We start from the raw sequence: 18181 nt of genomic DNA on the forward strand, positions 1-18181 counted from the left end.
TCCACGGCTTGCATCCACGGCTTGCATCCGCGGCCTGCTTCATGGCCTGCTTCACGGCCCGCGGGCGCGCACCGCCCCGTCGCTTCAACGGAGACCACCCACGATGGCATTCGTCGCTTCCGGCGTGCCCGCGCGCAGCCCCGACCTTGTGGCAGCGGGCAATACGCCCGGCCGCCATGCGCTCCTGGCCGCCAATGACAATGCGGGGCCCGGCAGCGCGCCGTGCTATCCCATCATCGAAGCGCTGATGGCCGCCCTGCAGCCGGCGGACGCGCCGCTCGACTGCATTCGCCTGGCGCTTGGCGCCGGCCGCGCGCTGCACCGCGCCGATCAGGTGTGCTCCGTACAGCCGAGCCGGCTGCAGAGCTTCGACGGCGCGCTCTATCGCACTGGCGCCCGTGCCTGGACCATTCTCTACAGCGACCGCCTGGCCGCGCCGGACGCGCGCTTCATGATTGCCTACCTGCTCGGCAGGCATCTGCTGGGCGGCACCGACCTGGATTTCGTCGAGTGCGCCAACGAGGCGCTGATGGCCATGCCCGACGACGAATCGGCGGGCGGCCAGGCCTATGCCTTCGCCGGCCGCCTGCTGATGCCGCTCGACGTGTGCCGCCGCACCTTGCCCGGCGCGGTCGACCTCGACGCGCTGGCCGCGCTGGCCGGCCGCCTTGGCCTGCCATTGACGCATGTGGCGCGGCGCTGGCTGTCCTATACCGCGCAAAAGGCGGTGCTTACGCTCGAGCATCAGGGCCGCAGGCTGGGCAGCTGGGCCAGCGAAACCGCGTTCGGCCTGTGCGCCGAGCGGCTGGGCGGCACGCGCATGGTGCTTGCGGATGGCATCGGCATCGGCCTGTCCATCTGGCCCAGGCATGCCGCCGTGCGCGGGCAGTCGCGCAGGCCTGCGGCGTTTCCGCGCTAGCCGCGCAACGCGGGCCGGGCCCCCGCCCGGCAATGCGCGCGAGGGTCCGTGGACGCGCGCGCGGGCGCGTCAGTGTTCGTGGTGCAGGTACTTCGCCTGCCGCGGCAGGCGGAAGGCGACAAGGAACACGATCACCATCATCACCGTCACGTACCAATAGAAGCTCGATTCGTGGCCGAGCGATTTGAGGTCCAGTGCAACGTACTCGGCCGAGCCGCCGAACACGGCATTGGCCACCGCATACGCTAGCCCCACGCCCAGCGCCCGGATCTCGGTGGGGAACATCTCCGCCTTCACGATGCCGCTGATGGAGGTGTAGAGACTGACGATCGCCAGCGCGATGCAGATCAGCACGAAGGCGGCGAAGGGGCTGTGCACGCTCTTGAGCGCCGTCATCACCGGCACCGTGGCCAGCGCGCCCAGCGCGCCGAACATCAGCATGTTGTTGCGCCGCCCGATGCGGTCCGACAGCATGCCGAAGACCGGCTGCATGCACATATACACGAACAGGCAGCCGGTCATCACGTAGCTGGCTGTCTTGATCGACATGCCGGCCGTGTTGACCAGGTACTTCTGCATGTACGTGGTGAACGTATAGAAGATCAGCGAACCGCCCGCGGTGTAGCCGAGCACCGTGAAGAAGGCTGCCTTGTGATGGCGGAACAGCTCGGTCAGCGTGCCGGCCTCCTTGCTTGCGCGCGTGGCGGCAGAGGTGGTTTCATGCAGCGTGCGGCGCAGGAAGAGCGCGACGATGGCGGTGATCGCGCCGATCACGAAGGGAATGCGCCAGCCCCAGGATTTGAGCTCCTGCTCGTCGAGGAACTGCTGCAGCAGCACGACCACCAGCACGGCCAGCAACTGGCCGCCGATCAGCGTGACGTACTGGAACGAAGAATAGAAACCGCGCTGGCCCTTGAGCGCGACTTCGCTCATATAGGTTGCGGTGGTGCCGTACTCACCGCCCACCGAAAGGCCTTGCAGCAGGCGCGCCACCAGCAGCAGCGCGGGCGCCCACGCCCCGATGGTGTTGTAGGTCGGCAGGCTGGCGATCAGCAGCGAGCCGCAGCACATCATCAGCACCGAGATCAGCAGCGAGTTCTTGCGGCCATGCCGGTCGGCGATGCGCCCGAATATCCAACCCCCGATCGGCCGCATCAGGAAGCCGGCGGCAAACACGCCTGCGGTGTTGAGCAGTTGCGCGGTGGGATCGGATTTGGGGAAGAAGGACCCGGCAAAATAGATCGCGCAGAACGCGTAGACATAGAAGTCGAACCACTCGACCAGGTTGCCTGACGAGGCGGCGACGATGGCGTAGATGCGCTTGCGTTTTTCTTCGGCAGTCGGGGGGGCGTTCAGGGCGGGGGCGGACAGGTCGGTCATGGTTTGCCTCTTGCTTTTCGTCCTGAGGCCCCGCGCTGAAGACGGCCGCGGGGCCGGGCAGGCACGCAGGTTTCCAGTGTAGTGCGATTGCGCCGGCTCTGCGGCGGTGTGCGCAAAGGTGCATTCGGAGCGGAATCTGCGTGGTCGACAGGACCTGCTAGAGCACCATGAAGTAGTCGAACTCTCCTGTCACGACGTGACATTCCATGCAGCCCGGGACGTTCTGCGCGGCCTTTTCGAAGCCCGCGAAGGATATGGGCGCGGGGCGGTCCGGCACGGCTGAAGGGGAGGGAATACCTGGGCGGCGCACGAACGCCGCGCACGCCGGGGGCACGCGCCTGTCGCGCGATGCCTGCGGGCGTCGCGCGAATGAGGGCCTCCCGGGTGATCGCGCGCAATGCCGCGCGTATCGCTTGCCGCCTGTCTTTCCGCGGATTTACTGCGGTTCTTGCCGCGATTCCTGGCGCGGCTCCTGCGCATCCTGTGCTTCCTGCGGCCAAACGCCGTCCACATCCCTCAGCAGATGGCCTGCCAGGATATAGTCGCCCAGTCGGGTGGCCTTGGCTTCGAGATCGAGCAGTTCGTGATCGGCCAGCGTGCCGAGGTCGAACTGGCAATACAGGTTGCGTTGGCGGAAGGTAGTCTTGGTTTTGGCAAGCCCTTCGATCAGGGCTTCGCGCGAATGGACAGCGATGCTTTCCTGTCCCCGGTACTGCACTTTAATGCCGCGTTTCTCTCCGAGCCGGCCCAGTTCGACGGCGTCCTGCCATCCGGTCTCATAGTCCAGCTCAAGGGCCAGCACATCTTTCGATGCGAGAAGCCGAAGCGCTTCTGCCTTGCTGCTAGCTCGCACTATTGACATCCACACCTCTTATATCAACTTATACTGTACGAATATACAGTCAACGCGCTGTTGCGGCAAGGGGTCGCCCCCCGGCCGGCCACGCTGCCGCACCGCGGGCGTCCTGCGACACCCGGGCAACCTCCATTTTCCTCCACTCTCGCGGTTTCAGGGGGATGGCGTTGCTACCGCAGGGGTGTTGCCTGCCTTTATGGTGGCTGCGCCATCTTGCGCTGCCGTGACAGAAAAATCTCCTGCGTATACCTGGACCACCCTGGCCGGATCCACATACTTGCGGATCGCGGCGTTGACCTGCTCGACGCTCGCCGTGGCGATAGCTTGCTCGAACTCCGTGACATAGCGCATGGTGCGCCCGAGAAACAGCTGGCCGGCCAGCGTGCCGGCCAGGGCCGAGTCGCTGGTGCGCGCGAGCGCGCCTTGCTGCAACAGGCCGCTCCTGGCCTGCGCCAGTTCCTCCGGCGTGATGCCTTGGGCCGTCAGCCGAGCCAGTTCTTCCGCGACGCCCCGCTTGAGCTTGTCGAGGTTTTGCGGCGCATACGCCGCTTGCATGCCGAGGCGCCCATTGGTATCGAGCGCGCCAACCTGAACGAAGCTGCCCACACTGTAGCTGATTCCGTCCTGCTGGCGCAGGCGGTCGGCCAGCCGGCTCTTGAGCGGGTTGCCGCCGAAGACGCGGTTGGCGATCACCAGGGCCGGATAGTCGGGGGCGTCGCTGGTCAGCTCCACCGGCAGCGCGGCCAGATACACGGCGTTGGCCTTGCCCGTTGTCTCGCGCGTGAGGCTCGCCGGCGGCAGCGCCACGAACGGCCGCGCGATGCGTGCATACGGCGCCTGTGCGCGCCAGTCGCCGAACAGGCTGGCCAGCTGGGCGCGGGCGGCCGGCTGGTCGAAATCGCCGACCAGCGTGACCTGGCCGTCGCCGGCCCCGTAGAAGCGCGCGTGGAAGGCGCGGACCTCGTCGAGCGTCAGTCGCCTGAGGGCGGCGATGTCTTCCTGCGGCGTGGCCACGTAACGGGGATCCCCGGCAGGGTAGGGATTGCCGTGCCGCCCCAGCGCGAGCGAAGCGAGCGTTTCCGGGCGCCCCAGCCCGCCTTCGATGCCGGCGATGGCGTTGGCGCGCAGGGTCTCGAACTCGGCGACAGGCAGGCTGGGCTCGCGCAGCACGTCGCGGATCAGTGCCAGCGTCTGCGCCAGCGTGTCGCGCCGCGCCTCGAAGCGCACCGTGACACCCTCCGCATCGCCCTGCAGCGACACCGAGGCCTTGAGCGCGGCCAGCCGGTCGGAGATCTGTTGCCGGTCCATCGTGACCGTGCCCCGCATCAGCATGGCGGCCGTGATGTCGCCCGTGGCGTCGAGGCCCTGCAGGCTACTCAGCTCGCCCGTGCGCAGGACCACCCGGCCGCTCACGGTCTGTCCGCGGCTGGGCTTGGGCAGCAGGGCGAACTGCATGCCGTTGGCGAGCTTGCCGCGCAGCGTGTGCGCTTCGATATTCTCCGGGCTCGGGTCGAAGGCCGCCACCGCGGCCCTGGCCGGCTTGGCCTGGAAGCCCGCCACCATGGCGGCGACATCCGGCGCGGCGGGCATGGCGGCGGGCGCCAGCGCGGCCGTGGCGGTCTCGCCGGGCATGTCGACGGGGATAAAGCGGCCGAGCGTGCGGTTGCTTGGGCGCAGGTAGTTCTGCGCCACGCGCTGCAGGTCGTCCAGGGTGACGCGCCCGGCCTGGTCGCGCGCGATCAGCAGCAGGCGCCAGTCGCCCTTGGCGATGGCATCGGACAAGGCCACGGCGTAGCCGGAGGGGTTCTCCAGCAGGCGCTCGTAGGCATTGAGCAGCCGGGTGCGGGCGCGCTCCAGTTCCGCCTGGGTCACCGGCCGTTCGGCAAAGCCCTCCACCTGCGCCAGCAATGCCCGCTGCGCGGCCTCGAGATCCTGCGTCTTGCCCAGGCCCGCGGCGAACAGCACCGAGCCGGGATCGCGCATGGCCGACACCGAGCCCGACTGCCAGTTGGCCTTGCCGCTTTCGACCAGCGCCTTGTACAGGCGGCCGCCCGCCCCGTCGGTCAGGATGTCGGCCAGCAGTTGCATCGCCACGGCATCCGGGTGCGCGCCCGGCGCGATGTGGTACTGAATCGCCACCATCTGCGCGTCACCCTTGCGGCGCAGGGTGATCTCGCGCGCGCCTTCCTGCGGCGGCTCCACGGTGTACTCCGCCGGCAGCGTGCGCGCCGGCTTCGGGATCGCGCCGAAAAACGTGCCGATGCGGGCCAGCGTGGCGGGCACGTCGAACTTGCCTGCCACCACCAGCACCGCGTTGTCGGGCTGGTAGTAGCGACGGTAGAAGGCCTGCAGGTTGCCGATGGAGACATGCTCCACGTCGCTGCGCGCACCGATCGGCGCCTTGCCATAGTTGTGCCAGCGGTAGGCCGCCGCGCGCATCTGCTGCGCGAGCATGGCGCCGGGTTCGTTCTCGGAGCGCTCCATCTCGTTGCGCACCACCGTCATCTCGCTGTCGAGCGCCTCGCGCGCGATGAAGCTGTTGACCATGCGGTCCGCTTCCATCTTCAGCGCCCAGTCCAGGTTCTCCTCGCTGGCGGAGAAGCTCTCGAAGTAATTGGTGCGGTCGAAGCCGGTGGTGCCGTTGAACTGCATGCCGCGGCGCGTGAGTTCCTGCGCGATGGTGTTGCCGGGCAAGGCCGGCGTGCCCTTGAACAGCAAGTGCTCGAGCAAATGCGCCATGCCGGTCTCGCCGTAGTTCTCGTGGCGGCTGCCCACCAGGTAAGTCATGTTGACGGTGGTCACCGGCTGGGCGTCGTCGGGCGCCAGCAGCACGCGCAGGCCGTTGGGCAGGCGGTACTCGGTGATGCCCTCGGCGCTGGCTACCTGGGCCGGGGTTGCCGCGGCAGGCTGCGTGCCGGCGGGAGCAGCAGGCGTGGAGACGCTGAAGGCCAGGGCCAGCAGGCAGGTGAGGCGCTTGAGGATAAGACGCATGCGGAATTCGGCTTGGAATGGGTTTGCTCCGGCGCGGGCGGACGGCAGGAACAGGCTGCGCCACCTGCGGCAAGGAAGGTCCGGAGGCCGATTCTAGCCGTTGCCGCGCCCTGTGGCGGCATGCCGTCGCGCTTTCCGACATTTCCGCATGCCGCCGGCACCCGCGAGTGCCGGGGCAAATGTCCGAATCCAGCCAGTCCGGTGCCGCCGACGGAGTAGCATGCACCCTATGAAACTCGATCCGGACACCTGCTACAAGGCCGTGGCCTCGCACGACCGCCGCTTCGACGGACGCTTCTTTGTCGGCGTGTCGTCCACCGGGGTGTACTGTCGCCCCGTGTGCGCGGTGCGCACGCCCAAGCGCGAGAACTGCACCTTCTACGAGACCGCCGCCGCGGCCGAGAAGCGCGGCTTCCGGCCCTGCCTGCGCTGCCGGCCCGAACTGGCGCCGGGGCACGGCTTGTCCGATCTGTCCGGGCGGCTGGCACAGGCGGCGGCCACGCTGATCGATGACGGCTTCATGGCCGATGCCGGCGTGGCCGCGCTGGCCGCGCGCATCGGCGTCACCGAGCGCCATCTGCGGCGGCTGTTCGACGCCCAGTTCGGGGTCTCGGTGCTGGAGTACGCGCAGACCCAGCGGCTGCTGCTGGCCAAGCGCCTGCTGACCGATACCGCGCTGACGGTGACCGACGTGGCGCACGCCGCCGGCTTTGGCAGCGTGCGGCGTTTCAACGACGTGCTCAAGACGCGCTACGGGCTCACGCCGCTGGCGATGCGCAAGCGCGCTGCCGACAACATGGCCGACGAACTGGTGTTCGAGCTGGGCTACCGCCCGCCGCTGGCATGGGCGTCGTGGCTGCAGTTCATCGGCGTGCGGGCGGTGGACGGCGTCGAGCAGCTCGGCGACGGCACCTACGCGCGCACGCTGGCCATCGACGTCGGCGGCCGCACCCATCTTGGCTGGCTGCGGCTCGAACATGTAGCGCGCCGCCACGTGATCCGCGTGACGCTGTCCGGCTCGCTGGCGCACGTCATCCCGCAAGCGCTGGGTCGCGTGCGCCGCCTGTGCGACCTCGGCTGTCGTCCCGATGTGGTGGACCAGCACCTGGGGCCGCTCGCGGCGCAAGCCCCCGGCATGCGCCTTCCCGGCGCGGTGGACGGTTTCGAGATCGCCGTGCGCGCGGTGGTCGGGCAGGTGATTTCGGTCAAGCATGCGCGCACCTTGCTGGCGCGGCTGGCAGAGCACCACGGCCCCGCGCTGGCGCAGCCGCTGCCGGGCCTGCGCTACGGCTTTCCAGGCGCTGCCGCGCTGGCGCTGGTGGCGCCCGAAGCGTTGCGCGAGATCGGCATCCCGCTGGCCAAGGGCCGGGCGATTCACGCCATCGCCAGCCGCGTGGCGGCGGGCGAGCTGAAGCTCGAACCGAGTGCCGCGCCCGAGGACGCCATCGCGGGCCTGTGCGCGATCGAAGGGGTGGGCGACTGGACCGCGCAATACGTGGCCATGCGCGCGCTGGGCTGGCCTGACGCATTCCCCGGTACCGACTACGCCTTGCGCAAGGTGCTCGGCATTGCTACCGTGCGTGCCATGAACGAACACGTTGCGCAGTGGGCGCCCTGGCGCGCCTACGCCGCCATCCATCTGTGGCGGCGCTATGAAGAGCGCAAGGAACAAGAGTCGAGAGACAAGGAGAAGGCCACGCCATGATTGCCTATCGCATTATCCCCAGCCCGCTGGGCGAGGTGCTGCTGCGCGCCGACGGGGCGCGCCTGAGCGGGCTCTTCTTTGCCGGGCAGAAGCATTATCCCGCGACGGCCACTCCGGCCGCGATCGTGCCGGCCGCGGCCAAGGCCGTCTTCGAGCAGGCCGCCGACGAACTGGACGACTACTTCGCCGAACGGCTGCAGGCATTCACCGTGCCCATGGTGCTGGCCGGCAGCGCTTTCCAGCGCTCGGTCTGGGACGCGCTGCGCGCGATCCCGTTCGGCGAGACGCTCTCGTACGGCGAACTAGCCGCGGGCCTGGGCCTGCCACCCACGCATGCGCGCGCGGTCGGGGGCGCGGTGGGACGCAATCCGCTGTCGGTGATCGTGCCATGCCACCGCGTGCTCGGCGCCAGCGGAGACCTCACCGGCTACGCCGGCGGCACCGACCGCAAGCGCGCGCTGCTGCGCCTCGAGGGCACCGCCGCCGCGGCTGCCCTGCCCATCCTGCGCCAGTCAGCGCTGGCGTTCGAATGAGCGGCAGGCCGCCGCCGCCTTTCGCCGGTATTTCCGCTCCTGTACGATAGGGAGCGGACCCGGAAGTGGCCTGGCCGGCAAGTTGCCCGGGCAACCATGCGAGGGCCGAATCGATTGAAGCCACCGGCTGGCTTCAGCGGAGCGTGGTTTCGAATCTCGGCAGGGGTGGCTCACCATGGCATATCGGCTGGATCCGCTGTTCCTTGGGCTGGGTATCGTCGTCTGCGATATTCTCGCCTGGCGCCTTATCCGCGCCGAACGCCAAAGGCTGCGCCTCTTCGTCCGTCTGGCCATCTTCGCGCTCCTGACCATCGTCCTGTTCCGGGGCGGCATGGTCCCGCTCGATGCCGCTCCGTGGCCTGACCAGCCAGTCCGGCATTTTCTCGCGCAGGCGCTGGAGATCACCTGGTGGCTGCTCGGCGCCCGGGTCCTCGCGGCGCTCTCGGGCGCCCTGTTCCTGCCCAAGGCCTGGCAAGGCGAGCGCCTCTTCCAGGACGTTCTCGGCGCGCTGATCTTCGTTGCCGCCGCCGTCGCCGCCGTTGCCTATGTGCTGGAGCTTCCGGTGAGCGGCCTGCTGGCGACATCGGGGGCGCTGGCGATCATTGTCGGGCTGGCCATCCAGAGCACCTTGAGCGACGTGTTCTCCGGCCTTGTCCTCAACACCACCCAGCCCTACCACCTTGGCGACCTGGTATCCATCGATGGCGTCGACGGGAAGGTGCTCGAGATCAACTGGCGCGCCACCCATCTGCTGAGCGCGCAAGGCAACCTGATCGTCATTCCCAACAACGCAACCGCGCGCGCCAAGATCACCAACTTCAGCCGGCCTTCGGAGCTTCATGGCGTCAACGTGATCATCGAGGTGACACCGGAGGCGCGCCCGCAACTGATCCTCGATGCGCTTGAACGTGCCATCAGGGGCTGCCGGGTGGCACTGCCGAAGCCGGAGCCATCCGTCATGGTCAAGCGCATGAACACGAACGCGATCGAGTACGAGATGACGTGCTACGTGGCCTCCCTGGCGAGCAAGGCAACCGCGGCGAACCAGCTCTTCGATCTCGCATACCGACACCTGGCTTCCGCCGGCATCGACCTGCGCTCGCTGGCCACCACCTACAGCAAGCCGCCTTCCGCTTCCGACCGTCGCCTGCGGCTGCTCTCCACGGTGAACATCTTCCAGGAGCTCGATGCGGATGAGCTTTCGCGTCTGGCCAAGCGCCTGTCGCGGCATGAATACGAGTCAGGACAGGAGGTCGTCGCGAGTACCGATATCACCGACTACCTCCTGCTGGTGGACGCCGGCGTGCTCTCCGTGACGGCGAACCGGGGGGGCGAGCGCGTCGAGACCGCGCGGCTCGGCCCCGGCGATACCTTCGGGGAGTTCGGCGTGCTCGCCGGCATTCCCATGCAAGTCACCATCGAGGCCATCACCAGCGTAGTGCTCTACCGGCTGGAGAAGACGGATCTCACGCCGATTCTCCAGGCGCGCCCGGAAGTGGGGTCGAGGATGTGCAACCTGCTCTCCCAGCGCAAGGAATCGAACGATACGCTGGCGAAGATGCGAGTCGCGCCGGAAGCACAGAAGACCAGCATCCTGCAGTGGCTGCAGGCAAAAATGCATGCCCTGCACGATATGGCATGAAGTGACGCGCGATTGCCGGCGCGATTGCCGGCGCGATAGCCGCATCCGGCTATTGCACTGCCCAGCCTGCGTCGGTCAGCGTTAGCGCCTGCGTGAGCGGCATGCTGCCGCTGCCCTTCACCACCCGCGCCAGCACCGGAAAGGCTTGCTGGACGGCGGGCTCGCGCGTCCATGGCGCGGCATCGATGACGTAGGTATAGCGCACCGTGGTGGTTTGCCGCGGCCGCGCGCCCTCGCCGGCGCGCGGCGGTTCCCAGTCGAGCACGCGCGCCAGGCTGATCTTGCCGTAGCAGAGATCGGCCTGCGCGGCGCCGGCCTGCGCGGTGCTGACCTGGGGGTGTTCGCGGAAATACTCGCGGCCCTTGTCGGTCAGCTGGTAGCGGCGCGCCTTCACGGTCTCGCTGCTGCCGTCCTGGTGATGCAAGGTCATTTCCGCCGGCGTGTGCGCGACCAGGCCGGCACGTTCCAGCGCCGGCATCTGGATGCCGTCGCGCAATCCGCTCGCAGCAGGCGTATCGGGTACGTCCACGGGCCACAGGTGGCGGCCGATGCACAGCTCGCCGTGCCCTTCGAAATACTGCTGCAGCGCCGCGCCGAAATTGCGCTCGCTCGGGTCGGAGGCTTGCTGGCAGGCGGCCAGCAGCGTGAGTGACAGGGCGCAGGCGATCGCGTGCGCGGGCCGGGAGGAGATGTTCATCGTGAAGCCTGGGTAGTGGTGGCCGGCGTGGTGGCCGGCGCGGCGGCCGGCGTGGCGGCGCGCGCGGGGTCGTAGCCGTCGGTCAGCGTGGCGAGGAACTTGAGCAGGTCCGCCATTTCCGCGTCGGTCATGGGCGGCTTGCTGCCGGCGCGGCGCTGGTCCAGCGGCATCTGGTCGTCCAGGTTGGCGCGGTAGCGCGCGGGCAGGTCGTCGAACTTGCGCACCTTGCCGCGGGCGTCCCTGGGGTACCACAGCTCGGGCCGGGTATCGCGCGTGTTGTAGAACTTGACTACGTCTTCGAGTGACTTGAACACGCCGTTGTGCATGAATACGTGGCGCGTGGCGATGTTGCGCAGGACCGGTGTCTTGAACATGCCGCAACCGCTCGCGGCATCCTTGCCCTTGCCCTTGCCCTTGCCCTTGCCCGGAAGGTGGTCGGTGCGCAGCGGTCCGCACAGGCCCAGGTCGAAATGCGCGGGATCGGCGTTGGCCGGGATGTCCTTGTTGCGCGGCACGCCGATGGCGGCGAACGAGTAGTCGCTGGTGATGTCCAGGCTGCCGTCGTTGCCGCCGCCGAGCAGGTGGCAGGCCATGCAGTTGCCCTTCTTTGGGTCCAGGAACACGCGCAGGCCGCGTGCCTCGGCTTCGGTCAGCGTGCCGCCGGTCTTGTTGTTGCGGTAGCGGTCGAACTTGCTGCTGTACGGATGGAAGCTCTTGTCCTCGACCTGGAAGGCCTGCAGCGCGGCGCCCGCCAGTGCGAAGGCGCGTTCGGGCTGGTCGAGCGCATCGGCGCCGAAGGCCTGGCGGAACAGCGCAGCGTAGGGCGCGTGGCGGATGGCTTCCACCACCGCGGCCGGGCTGTCGTTGGCCATCTCGTTGGGTGCCAGCAGCGGAATCGCGGCCTGCGCGGCCAGCGTGTCGGCGCGCCCGTCCCAGGCAAAGCCGCCGCCGGGTCCGGGCGGGCTGATCGCGTCCGGGTTTTCGTAGGTATCGGAGTACGCCTTGGTGTAGTCCTTGTACATCAGCGTGGGCACCGCGCGCGTGCCGGCCAGCGTGAGATCGCGGCCGCCGAGCTGTACCGCCAGCTTGTTCGGCGGGCCGTAGGCGTGCGCCGGATCATGGCAGCTGGCGCAGGACATCCTGCCCGAGCCGGACAGCGCGGGATCGAAGAACATCTTGGCGCCGGCCTGGGCGGCGAGCGAAAGCGGTGCGGGCGGGGCGAGCGTCTGCGAGGCCGTGGCCTGGACCGTTGCCGGTGCCGGTGTCGCCTGGGCCGTGGCCCCGCTGGTGACCTGCCGGTCCTTGCATGCCGCGAGGGCGGCGGCGAGCAGGCAGGCGGCGATGAGGGAAGTGCGCATGGTTGCGGCGCGCGGCGTCACCGCCGCGCGCCCGTCAAGGTGTTGCGGGAACAAGGAAGGGGCCGCGCCGCAGCGCGGCCCGCATCGCGTTACGAGTGCTGAGCCCAGATGTTGATCTGGGTGGTGTCCGGGCCGGCGGCCACGTTGCCGTTGTTGAACAGGCCGCTGCGGCCCGCGCCTGGCGTGGCGCCGCCCGACTGGCGGTCGCCGGCCTTCACCACGTAGCGGTGGTTCATCGGACGCACGGCGTCGAAGTGCGTGTCGGCGCTGCCCGAGTATTCGGCCAGGCTGGCGAGGTTGGCGGCGATGTACGACTCCGTGTACTTGGAGCGGTTCATGTAGGACGTATTCACGCCCGGGTCGGCCAGGGCGAACATGTCCTGCATGGTGCGCACGAAGGAGAAGTGGCTGTAGGAGTCGGAATCCGCCACGCCCTTGGGCGCGCTCGCCTGGTTGGTCAGCACCGCGAAGATGGTGGGACCGTCACCCTTGTTGCTGCCGTTGTACTTCGGCACCGCGGTGGTGATGCCTTCGCCCAGCGGCGCGCCGCTGGTGGCGCCGCCGCCCACGTTCCAGCCGCAGCACGAGGAGCTGCCGAAGAAGCTGCTGCCTTCGTCGAACAGCAGCACGATGGCCGAGCGGCGGTTGGTGTTCTTCCAGACCGGCGAGGCCTTGATGGTCTCGACCAGGTACTTGGCGTACTTGTCGCCGCGCGCGATGCCGGTCGGGCCGGACACGCAGTCGGCCACCGCGACGCCGGTGCCGTGGATGTCATCGCACTGGTCGGGCACGATGTAGTTCAGCGCGCCGATGTCGCCGCTGAGCAGGTCATCCTCGAACTGGTGCGTGTTCCAGGTGATGCCGTGCGCCTTGGCATAGCTTGCGATCGCTGCATCCCACTGGCCGCCGCCCACGGTGCGGCTCAGGTTCTTGAAGAAGTCGGGGCGGGTGCGCACGTCGTCGAAGTTCACCGCCGGATGGTGCTTGGTCTTGTACAGGCTGGCGATCATCGGTTCGGTCGCGCCCAGCCCCGAGGTGGTGTTGACCGCGGTGATGGCCACATTGCCGGCGCCATCCTTGCGCGGGTCCTGGCCCGGGTCCATCGATTCGCTGTAGACGCGCGTGCCGATGCCTGCCTTGTACAGCGCCGTGAACATATTGCGGCGGCCCTTCAGGTTATGCACCTTGGTGTCGCCGTTGCAGGCGACCAGCGGCATGTAGGCGTCGGTCGGCTGGTTGGCGGTGTCGCCGGCCGGCAGGCAATTCCAGGCATTGTCGTCGGCCACGCCCCAGTCGTCGGCGCTGGCCAGCGAGATGTAGTTCGGCTCGCTGGGGTTGCCGGTGGAGAAGTAGTTCGAGGCCTTGTTGCCTTCGACGTTGAGGTATTTGTAGAAATTGGGATACGAGGCGCTGTCGACCGTCTGGTTGCTGTGGTTCTCGAACACCACCACGAACAGGTGGTCATAGCGCGGGATGCCTTCGGGGTTGAAGGCGTTGTCCTGCGCCACTTGCAGCGTCTGCACGGCATCGGTCGCCGCGCTGGTGACATAGCCGCGGTCGAGGATGGTGCTGGCCAGGGCGAAGCGGCTGGCCAGCATGTTTGCCTCGCCCAGCAGCGCCGCCTGCGCTCGGCTGTCGGTCACGGCGGCCACGTCGGCCACCACGCTGTCCGCTTGCACCGTCACGTCGGTCGGCAGCGCCGGGGTGTTCTGCAGGCTCAGGCGGCCGGCCAGCGCGGCCTTGGCGTCGGCGAAGGACTGCTTGCCGGCTTCCATATTGCGCACGACTTCGGTCGACAGCGGGCTGATCACAACCTTGGCGCCCGCCACGTTCTGCTCGCCCGCGCTGCGCAGGATCATCTTCTGCGCCACCTTGGCGCTGCTGCCGGTGTTGGGATCGGTAAAGGTAGCGTCGGTGCCCACCACCGCGGCCAGGCTGCCGGTGGTGCCGGCGGGCAGCGTGAAGCTGCCGTCGGCCGCGCTCAGCGTGGAGGCCTCGCCGCCGTCGCACAGGCCGTTGCCGTTGGTGTCCGCGCACACCTTGGCGTTGCCGTAGGCCACGAGCTGGAAGGTTTGCGACACGGCAACGCCGGTGGTGCTCAAGGCGTAGTCGACGCCACCGGCGGCGCTGGAGTTGGCCGCGCCGGTGGGGTTTTTCACTGCCGCGCCGATCACGCTGCCCTGCACGGCGGATTGCGTCGGCGTGACGCTGCCCGGGGTGCTGGCGGTGCCGGTGCCGTCGCTGCCGCAAGCCGCCAGCATGGCGGCGGCGGCAAGCGCCGTGACGGCGGGGATCAGGCGGTGTGGGCTTGCATTCTTCTTCATTGTTGACCTCGAGGGGACTGTGGCAAGGATGGAACCGGCACCGGCAAGCCTGCGCGACATGCCGGCTGGCGCGTCCGTGGCATCTGCATGAAGGCGCGCCGGATGCCGATGCGCACCCGCTCTTCACAGGCCGTACGGATGCATCCGTCGCCATGGTCGCGGGCCCCGCCGGGTGAGCGGAAAATGGGCTACGCGCCACGCCAAGGTTGCGGCAGGCGGGATACTATCGGCGTTAAGTGACAATTTAATTTCATTTGAAACTATGTGACGCGCTAATGTCCGTATGTAGTGATTTGCGTACATGGGCGCCGTGGCGCCATACTCGCGGCGCCATTTCGCTTCCTCCCCGCCACCTGCCCGCCATGTCAGACACCACGCTTGCCACCATCCATTTCCCCCCCGCGCTGCGCGACTGGATCACGCAGGGACTGCAGCGCGGCGCGGCGCCAGACAAGATGGCGCAGGCGCTCTGCGCGCAGGGCTACGATGCGCTGGTCGCGCGAGAACTGGTGGCAGCGTTCGCGCGCGCGCGCCGCGACGGCCGCCCCGCGCCGCAGGACAGCATCACCATGCCCCGGCCCAGGCCGGCGGCACCCGGCGCGCGCCTGGGGCCGGGTTCGCTGCTGCGCGCCGCCGATCGCGACGTGCGCGTGCTGTCGCGCATGGACCGGCCGGTGATCGCCGTGCTCGAGGGCGTGTTGAGCCACGACGAATGCGATGCGCTGGTGGCCATGGCGCAGCCGCGCCTGGCGCCTTCCACCACCGTCGATCCCTCGACCGGCTTCACCGTGGTCAGCGACGACCGCTCCAGCCATGGCATGTTCTTTCGCCTGCAGGAAAATGCGCTGGTCGCGCGGCTCGACCAGCGCATCGCCGCGCTGATGCAACTGCCCGTGGAGAACGGCGAAGGCTTGCAGGTGCTGCGCTACGGGGTGGGCGCGCAGAGTACGCCGCACTACGATTTCCTGATGCCGACCAACGCGGCCAACCAGGCTTCGCTGGCGCGCAGCGGGCAGCGCGTGAGCACCCTGGTGGTGTATCTCAACGACGTGCCGGCCGGTGGCGAGACCGCCTTCCCCGAAATCGGCTTCGCGGTTTCGCCGCGCAAGGGCAATGCGGTGTACTTTGAATATTGCGATGCGGCCAACCAGCTCGATGGCAGGACGCTGCACGCGGGCGCGCCGGTGCAGGCCGGCGAGAAATGGGTCGTGACCAAGTGGATGCGGCAGCGGCGCTTCGTGCCTGCCGGCGGCGCGCCGCAGAGGATGGCGGGCTAGCCCGGCGCGGCAGGGCGCGCACAAGAGGTGAATGGCATGGCACGCCTGTTCGTGGCGATCGAAGTTCCCGCGGTGCTGGCAGACGCGTTGCTCGCGCGCGTGCCGCGCGTGGCGGGCGTTCGCCTGGCAGCCCCGCATCAGGTCCACCTGACGCTGCACTTCCTTGGCGAGCGGGACGAGGACACGGCGGTATGCATCGAGCAGGCGCTGCAGGCAGTCTCGTGCACGCCGTTCGCGCTCAGCGTGCAGCAGGCCGGATGTTTTCGTGGCCGCCGCGCGAGCGTGCTGTGGGCGGGCGTCGCACGCTGCGCCGCGCTCGATGCGCTTCACGCGGCGGTCGAGGATGCCCTGGCCGGCTGCGACGGCGATGCCGGCGCACAGTCGCCGGCCCCACCCTCCACACACCGCCGGCATGCCGGCTTCCTGCCGCACATCACGCTCGCGCGCAGCATGCAAGCGGTGCCGGACAACGCGCTGCGGGCATGGCGCGCCGCGCAGATGGACCAGGTCGGCGCGCCGCTTACAGTCGAGCGCTTCGTGCTCTACCAAAGCTACCTGCGCCCCGGCGGCGCGCAGCATGTCTGCCGGCGGGCCTACGCGCTTGCCGTCACCGGCTGAGGCCCGGGCCGGCGGCGCATCTCAGGCGAGATTGCCGAGCCCCAGCGCCAGCCCGAGTCCCAGCAGTGCGCCGCCGATGACGCGGTCCAGCAGGCGCTGGCGGCGCTGCATGGCGCAGCGCAGCGCCGGCGTGGTGAAGCAGCAGGCGATCAGGCCGAACCACGCCAGGTGCGCCAGCGACATGAACAGCCCGTAGCCGAACTGCACCGGCAGCGGCGTTCCCGCATCCACCACCTGCGTATAGGTGCTCACCACGAACAAGGTGGTCTTGGGATTGAGCGCATTGGTGAGAAAGCCCATCTTGAGCGCCGCGCTCGCCGACAGCGCCGGCGCCGCGGTCGCGCTATCGGCAGCCGCGGCAGCCGCGGCGGGAGCACGCTTGCGCAAGGTCTGGATGCCGATCCAGACCAGGTAGGCGGCCCCCAGCACCTTGACCACGCCGAGCAGGCCGTGGGCATGTTCCATCAGCAGGGCCACCCCGAACATCGTGTAGAACACGTGCACCTGCACGCCCAGCGCAATGCCCAGTGCGCTGAGCAGGCCCGCGCGACGGCCGTGCAGGTAGCTGTTGCGCATCACCATGGCGAAATCGGGGCCGGGGCTGATGACGGCCAGCACGGTGATGGTCGCGACGGCCAGCAGTTCGGTGAACGGGTGCATATTCGTGTGAGGTTACCTGATGGTGATGGCATGCCGCGAGGCACGGCCCGTGCAGCCGGAAGCGCAGGAAATACTGCTGCAATTGCGCCATTCTCCCGGCCGGGCGGGTCCCTCACAACCGATTTATACTGCTGCAATTCCGTCAGGAAAATTCACGTATCTCATTGACTGGGGCGCCGCATGCACTGGCTTGGCTGGATCCGTTTCTTCGAGGCCGCGGCGCGGCACCAGAGCTTCATGCGCGCCGCCGACGAACTGCACCTGACCCACGGCGCGGTCAGCCGGCAGATCCGCCAGCTCGAGGACGCGCTCGGCGTGGCGCTGTTCGAGCGGCGCAACCGCGCGGTGTTCCTGACCGAGGCCGGGCACGCCCTGCATGCGGCCGCCACACAGTCGCTCGAGCTGCTGGCCGGCGCCGTGGACCGCATCCGCGCGCAGAGCCGGCAACAGACGCTGGTGTTGTCGTGCGAGCCCACCATCGCCATGCGCTGGCTGATTCCGCGGCTGCCTCGCTTTGCCGAGGCGCATCCGGATATCACGCTGCACCTGATGGCCGCGGGTGGTCCGCTCGATTTCGCGCGCAGCGGCGTGGACCTCGCGCTGCGGCGCGACGATTTCCGCTTCGGCGCGCAGCTGCATACGCATGAGGTGGCCGAGGAATGGGTGGGCGTGGTGTGCCGCGCCGGCACCGCGAACCTGGCCGGGCAGCCGCGCCTGCACACGCGCTCGCGCCCCGACGCGTGGCAGCGCTGGGCACAGGCTGCCGGCGGCAGGCATCGCTTTGGCGCCGACGCGTGGTATGAGCATTTCTACCTGAGCATCCAGGCTGCCGCGGCCGGGCTCGGCTGTGCCATCGCCTCGCGCCTGATGGTGGCCGACGAGATGGCCGACGGCCGCATTGCCGCGCCGCACGGCTTCGTGCGGGACGGCTCCTCCTACCATCTGCTCTCGCCGGTGGCCTTCGAGCGCGACGAACGGCGGCGCGCGGTGCGCGACTGGTTGTGCCGCGAGGCGCTGGCATCGCTGGGCGCCGAGCCGGCCAAGGTGACCGTGCCGGCACATCGCGCCACCGCGCCTGGCGGGGTTGCGCGCCCGCGCAGGGCGGCGGGCATCACCGGCCGGCCCGGCGCCGCGGGCGACGCCTGAACGCGGCCCGGCGGGCTACCCCACGGAAGTCTGGCTCAAGTTTTGCCACATTTCGCCGTAGACCGAACAAGAGCT

Annotated in this window: 14 protein-coding genes and 1 pseudogene; 7 read left to right on the forward strand and 8 right to left on the reverse strand. The window is 68.8% G+C overall.

What is annotated here, in order from left to right; all coding sequences use genetic code 11:
- Positions 1-103: 103 nt before the first annotated feature.
- Positions 104-919: an ImmA/IrrE family metallo-endopeptidase gene (locus tag AC1DKV_RS03430; protein ID WP_441650096.1), complete on the forward strand. Its 816-nt coding sequence runs from the start codon at positions 104-106 to the stop codon at positions 917-919.
- Positions 920-988: 69 nt separating this feature from the next.
- Here AC1DKV_RS03430 and AC1DKV_RS03435 read toward each other — a convergent pair whose 3' ends face one another.
- The 4 genes and pseudogenes from AC1DKV_RS03435 to AC1DKV_RS03450 all read right to left on the reverse strand — a co-directional run bounded on the left by AC1DKV_RS03435 (position 989) and on the right by AC1DKV_RS03450 (position 6146).
- Positions 989-2299: an MFS family transporter gene (locus tag AC1DKV_RS03435; protein ID WP_441643344.1), complete on the reverse strand. Its 1311-nt coding sequence runs from the start codon at positions 2297-2299 to the stop codon at positions 989-991.
- A gap of 160 nt (positions 2300-2459) precedes the next feature.
- Positions 2460-2576, reverse strand: a pseudogene (locus AC1DKV_RS03440) (Lrp/AsnC ligand binding domain-containing protein); the annotation flags it as partial.
- A gap of 159 nt (positions 2577-2735) precedes the next feature.
- The gene (locus tag AC1DKV_RS03445; protein ID WP_441617274.1) at positions 2736-3161 is read right to left on the reverse strand and encodes a PHA-granule associated protein 4; all 426 of its coding nucleotides are present in this window, start codon (positions 3159-3161) and stop codon (positions 2736-2738) included.
- A gap of 147 nt (positions 3162-3308) precedes the next feature.
- Positions 3309-6146: a M16 family metallopeptidase gene (locus tag AC1DKV_RS03450; RefSeq protein ID WP_441650097.1), complete on the reverse strand. Its 2838-nt coding sequence runs from the start codon at positions 6144-6146 to the stop codon at positions 3309-3311.
- 229 nt (positions 6147-6375) lie between these two features.
- Between AC1DKV_RS03450 and AC1DKV_RS03455 the strand changes: the two genes are divergently transcribed.
- The 3 genes from AC1DKV_RS03455 (at position 6376) to AC1DKV_RS03465 (ending at position 10026) form a co-directional block, all read left to right on the forward strand.
- A complete protein-coding gene (locus AC1DKV_RS03455; RefSeq protein ID WP_441650111.1) occupies positions 6376-7851 on the forward strand; it encodes an AlkA N-terminal domain-containing protein in 1476 nt (491 codons plus the stop codon).
- The gene (locus AC1DKV_RS03460) at positions 7848-8384 is read left to right on the forward strand and encodes a methylated-DNA--[protein]-cysteine S-methyltransferase (RefSeq protein ID WP_441617278.1); all 537 of its coding nucleotides are present in this window, start codon (positions 7848-7850) and stop codon (positions 8382-8384) included. Before AC1DKV_RS03455 ends, AC1DKV_RS03460 begins: the two co-directional genes overlap by 4 nt.
- A gap of 175 nt (positions 8385-8559) precedes the next feature.
- Entirely contained in the window at positions 8560-10026 is a 1467-nt protein-coding gene (locus tag AC1DKV_RS03465; protein ID WP_441650098.1) for a mechanosensitive ion channel family protein, read from the forward strand.
- A gap of 49 nt (positions 10027-10075) precedes the next feature.
- Here AC1DKV_RS03465 and AC1DKV_RS03470 read toward each other — a convergent pair whose 3' ends face one another.
- The 3 genes from AC1DKV_RS03470 to AC1DKV_RS03480 form a co-directional block, all read right to left on the reverse strand.
- Complete coding sequence (locus tag AC1DKV_RS03470) at positions 10076-10723, reverse strand: hypothetical protein (RefSeq protein WP_441650099.1); 648 nt, start codon at positions 10721-10723, stop codon at positions 10076-10078.
- The gene (locus AC1DKV_RS03475) at positions 10720-12081 is read right to left on the reverse strand and encodes a cytochrome-c peroxidase (RefSeq protein ID WP_441650100.1); all 1362 of its coding nucleotides are present in this window, start codon (positions 12079-12081) and stop codon (positions 10720-10722) included. Before AC1DKV_RS03475 ends, AC1DKV_RS03470 begins: the two co-directional genes overlap by 4 nt.
- An 89-nt stretch (positions 12082-12170) precedes the next feature.
- Complete coding sequence (locus tag AC1DKV_RS03480; RefSeq protein WP_477137467.1) at positions 12171-14405, reverse strand: alkaline phosphatase family protein; 2235 nt, start codon at positions 14403-14405, stop codon at positions 12171-12173.
- A gap of 362 nt (positions 14406-14767) precedes the next feature.
- On the opposite strand from AC1DKV_RS03480, the gene AC1DKV_RS03485 reads away from it, so the two are divergent.
- Both AC1DKV_RS03485 and thpR read left to right on the forward strand, forming a co-directional pair.
- Positions 14768-15682, forward strand: coding sequence for a 2OG-Fe(II) oxygenase (locus tag AC1DKV_RS03485; protein ID WP_441650102.1), 915 nt, complete (start codon positions 14768-14770; stop codon positions 15680-15682).
- Positions 15683-15718: 36 nt separating this feature from the next.
- Positions 15719-16300, forward strand: a complete 582-nt coding sequence (gene thpR / locus AC1DKV_RS03490) for an RNA 2',3'-cyclic phosphodiesterase (RefSeq protein WP_441650103.1) — start codon at positions 15719-15721, stop codon at positions 16298-16300.
- 21 nt (positions 16301-16321) lie between these two features.
- On the opposite strand, the gene AC1DKV_RS03495 is transcribed toward thpR, so the two are convergent.
- Complete coding sequence (locus tag AC1DKV_RS03495) at positions 16322-16960, reverse strand: LysE family translocator (protein ID WP_441650104.1); 639 nt, start codon at positions 16958-16960, stop codon at positions 16322-16324.
- A gap of 180 nt (positions 16961-17140) precedes the next feature.
- On the opposite strand from AC1DKV_RS03495, the gene AC1DKV_RS03500 reads away from it, so the two are divergent.
- Complete coding sequence (locus AC1DKV_RS03500; protein ID WP_441650105.1) at positions 17141-18106, forward strand: LysR substrate-binding domain-containing protein; 966 nt, start codon at positions 17141-17143, stop codon at positions 18104-18106.
- Positions 18107-18181: the final 75 nt, after the last annotated feature.

Source organism: Cupriavidus sp. 05T41 (assembly GCF_056396525.1).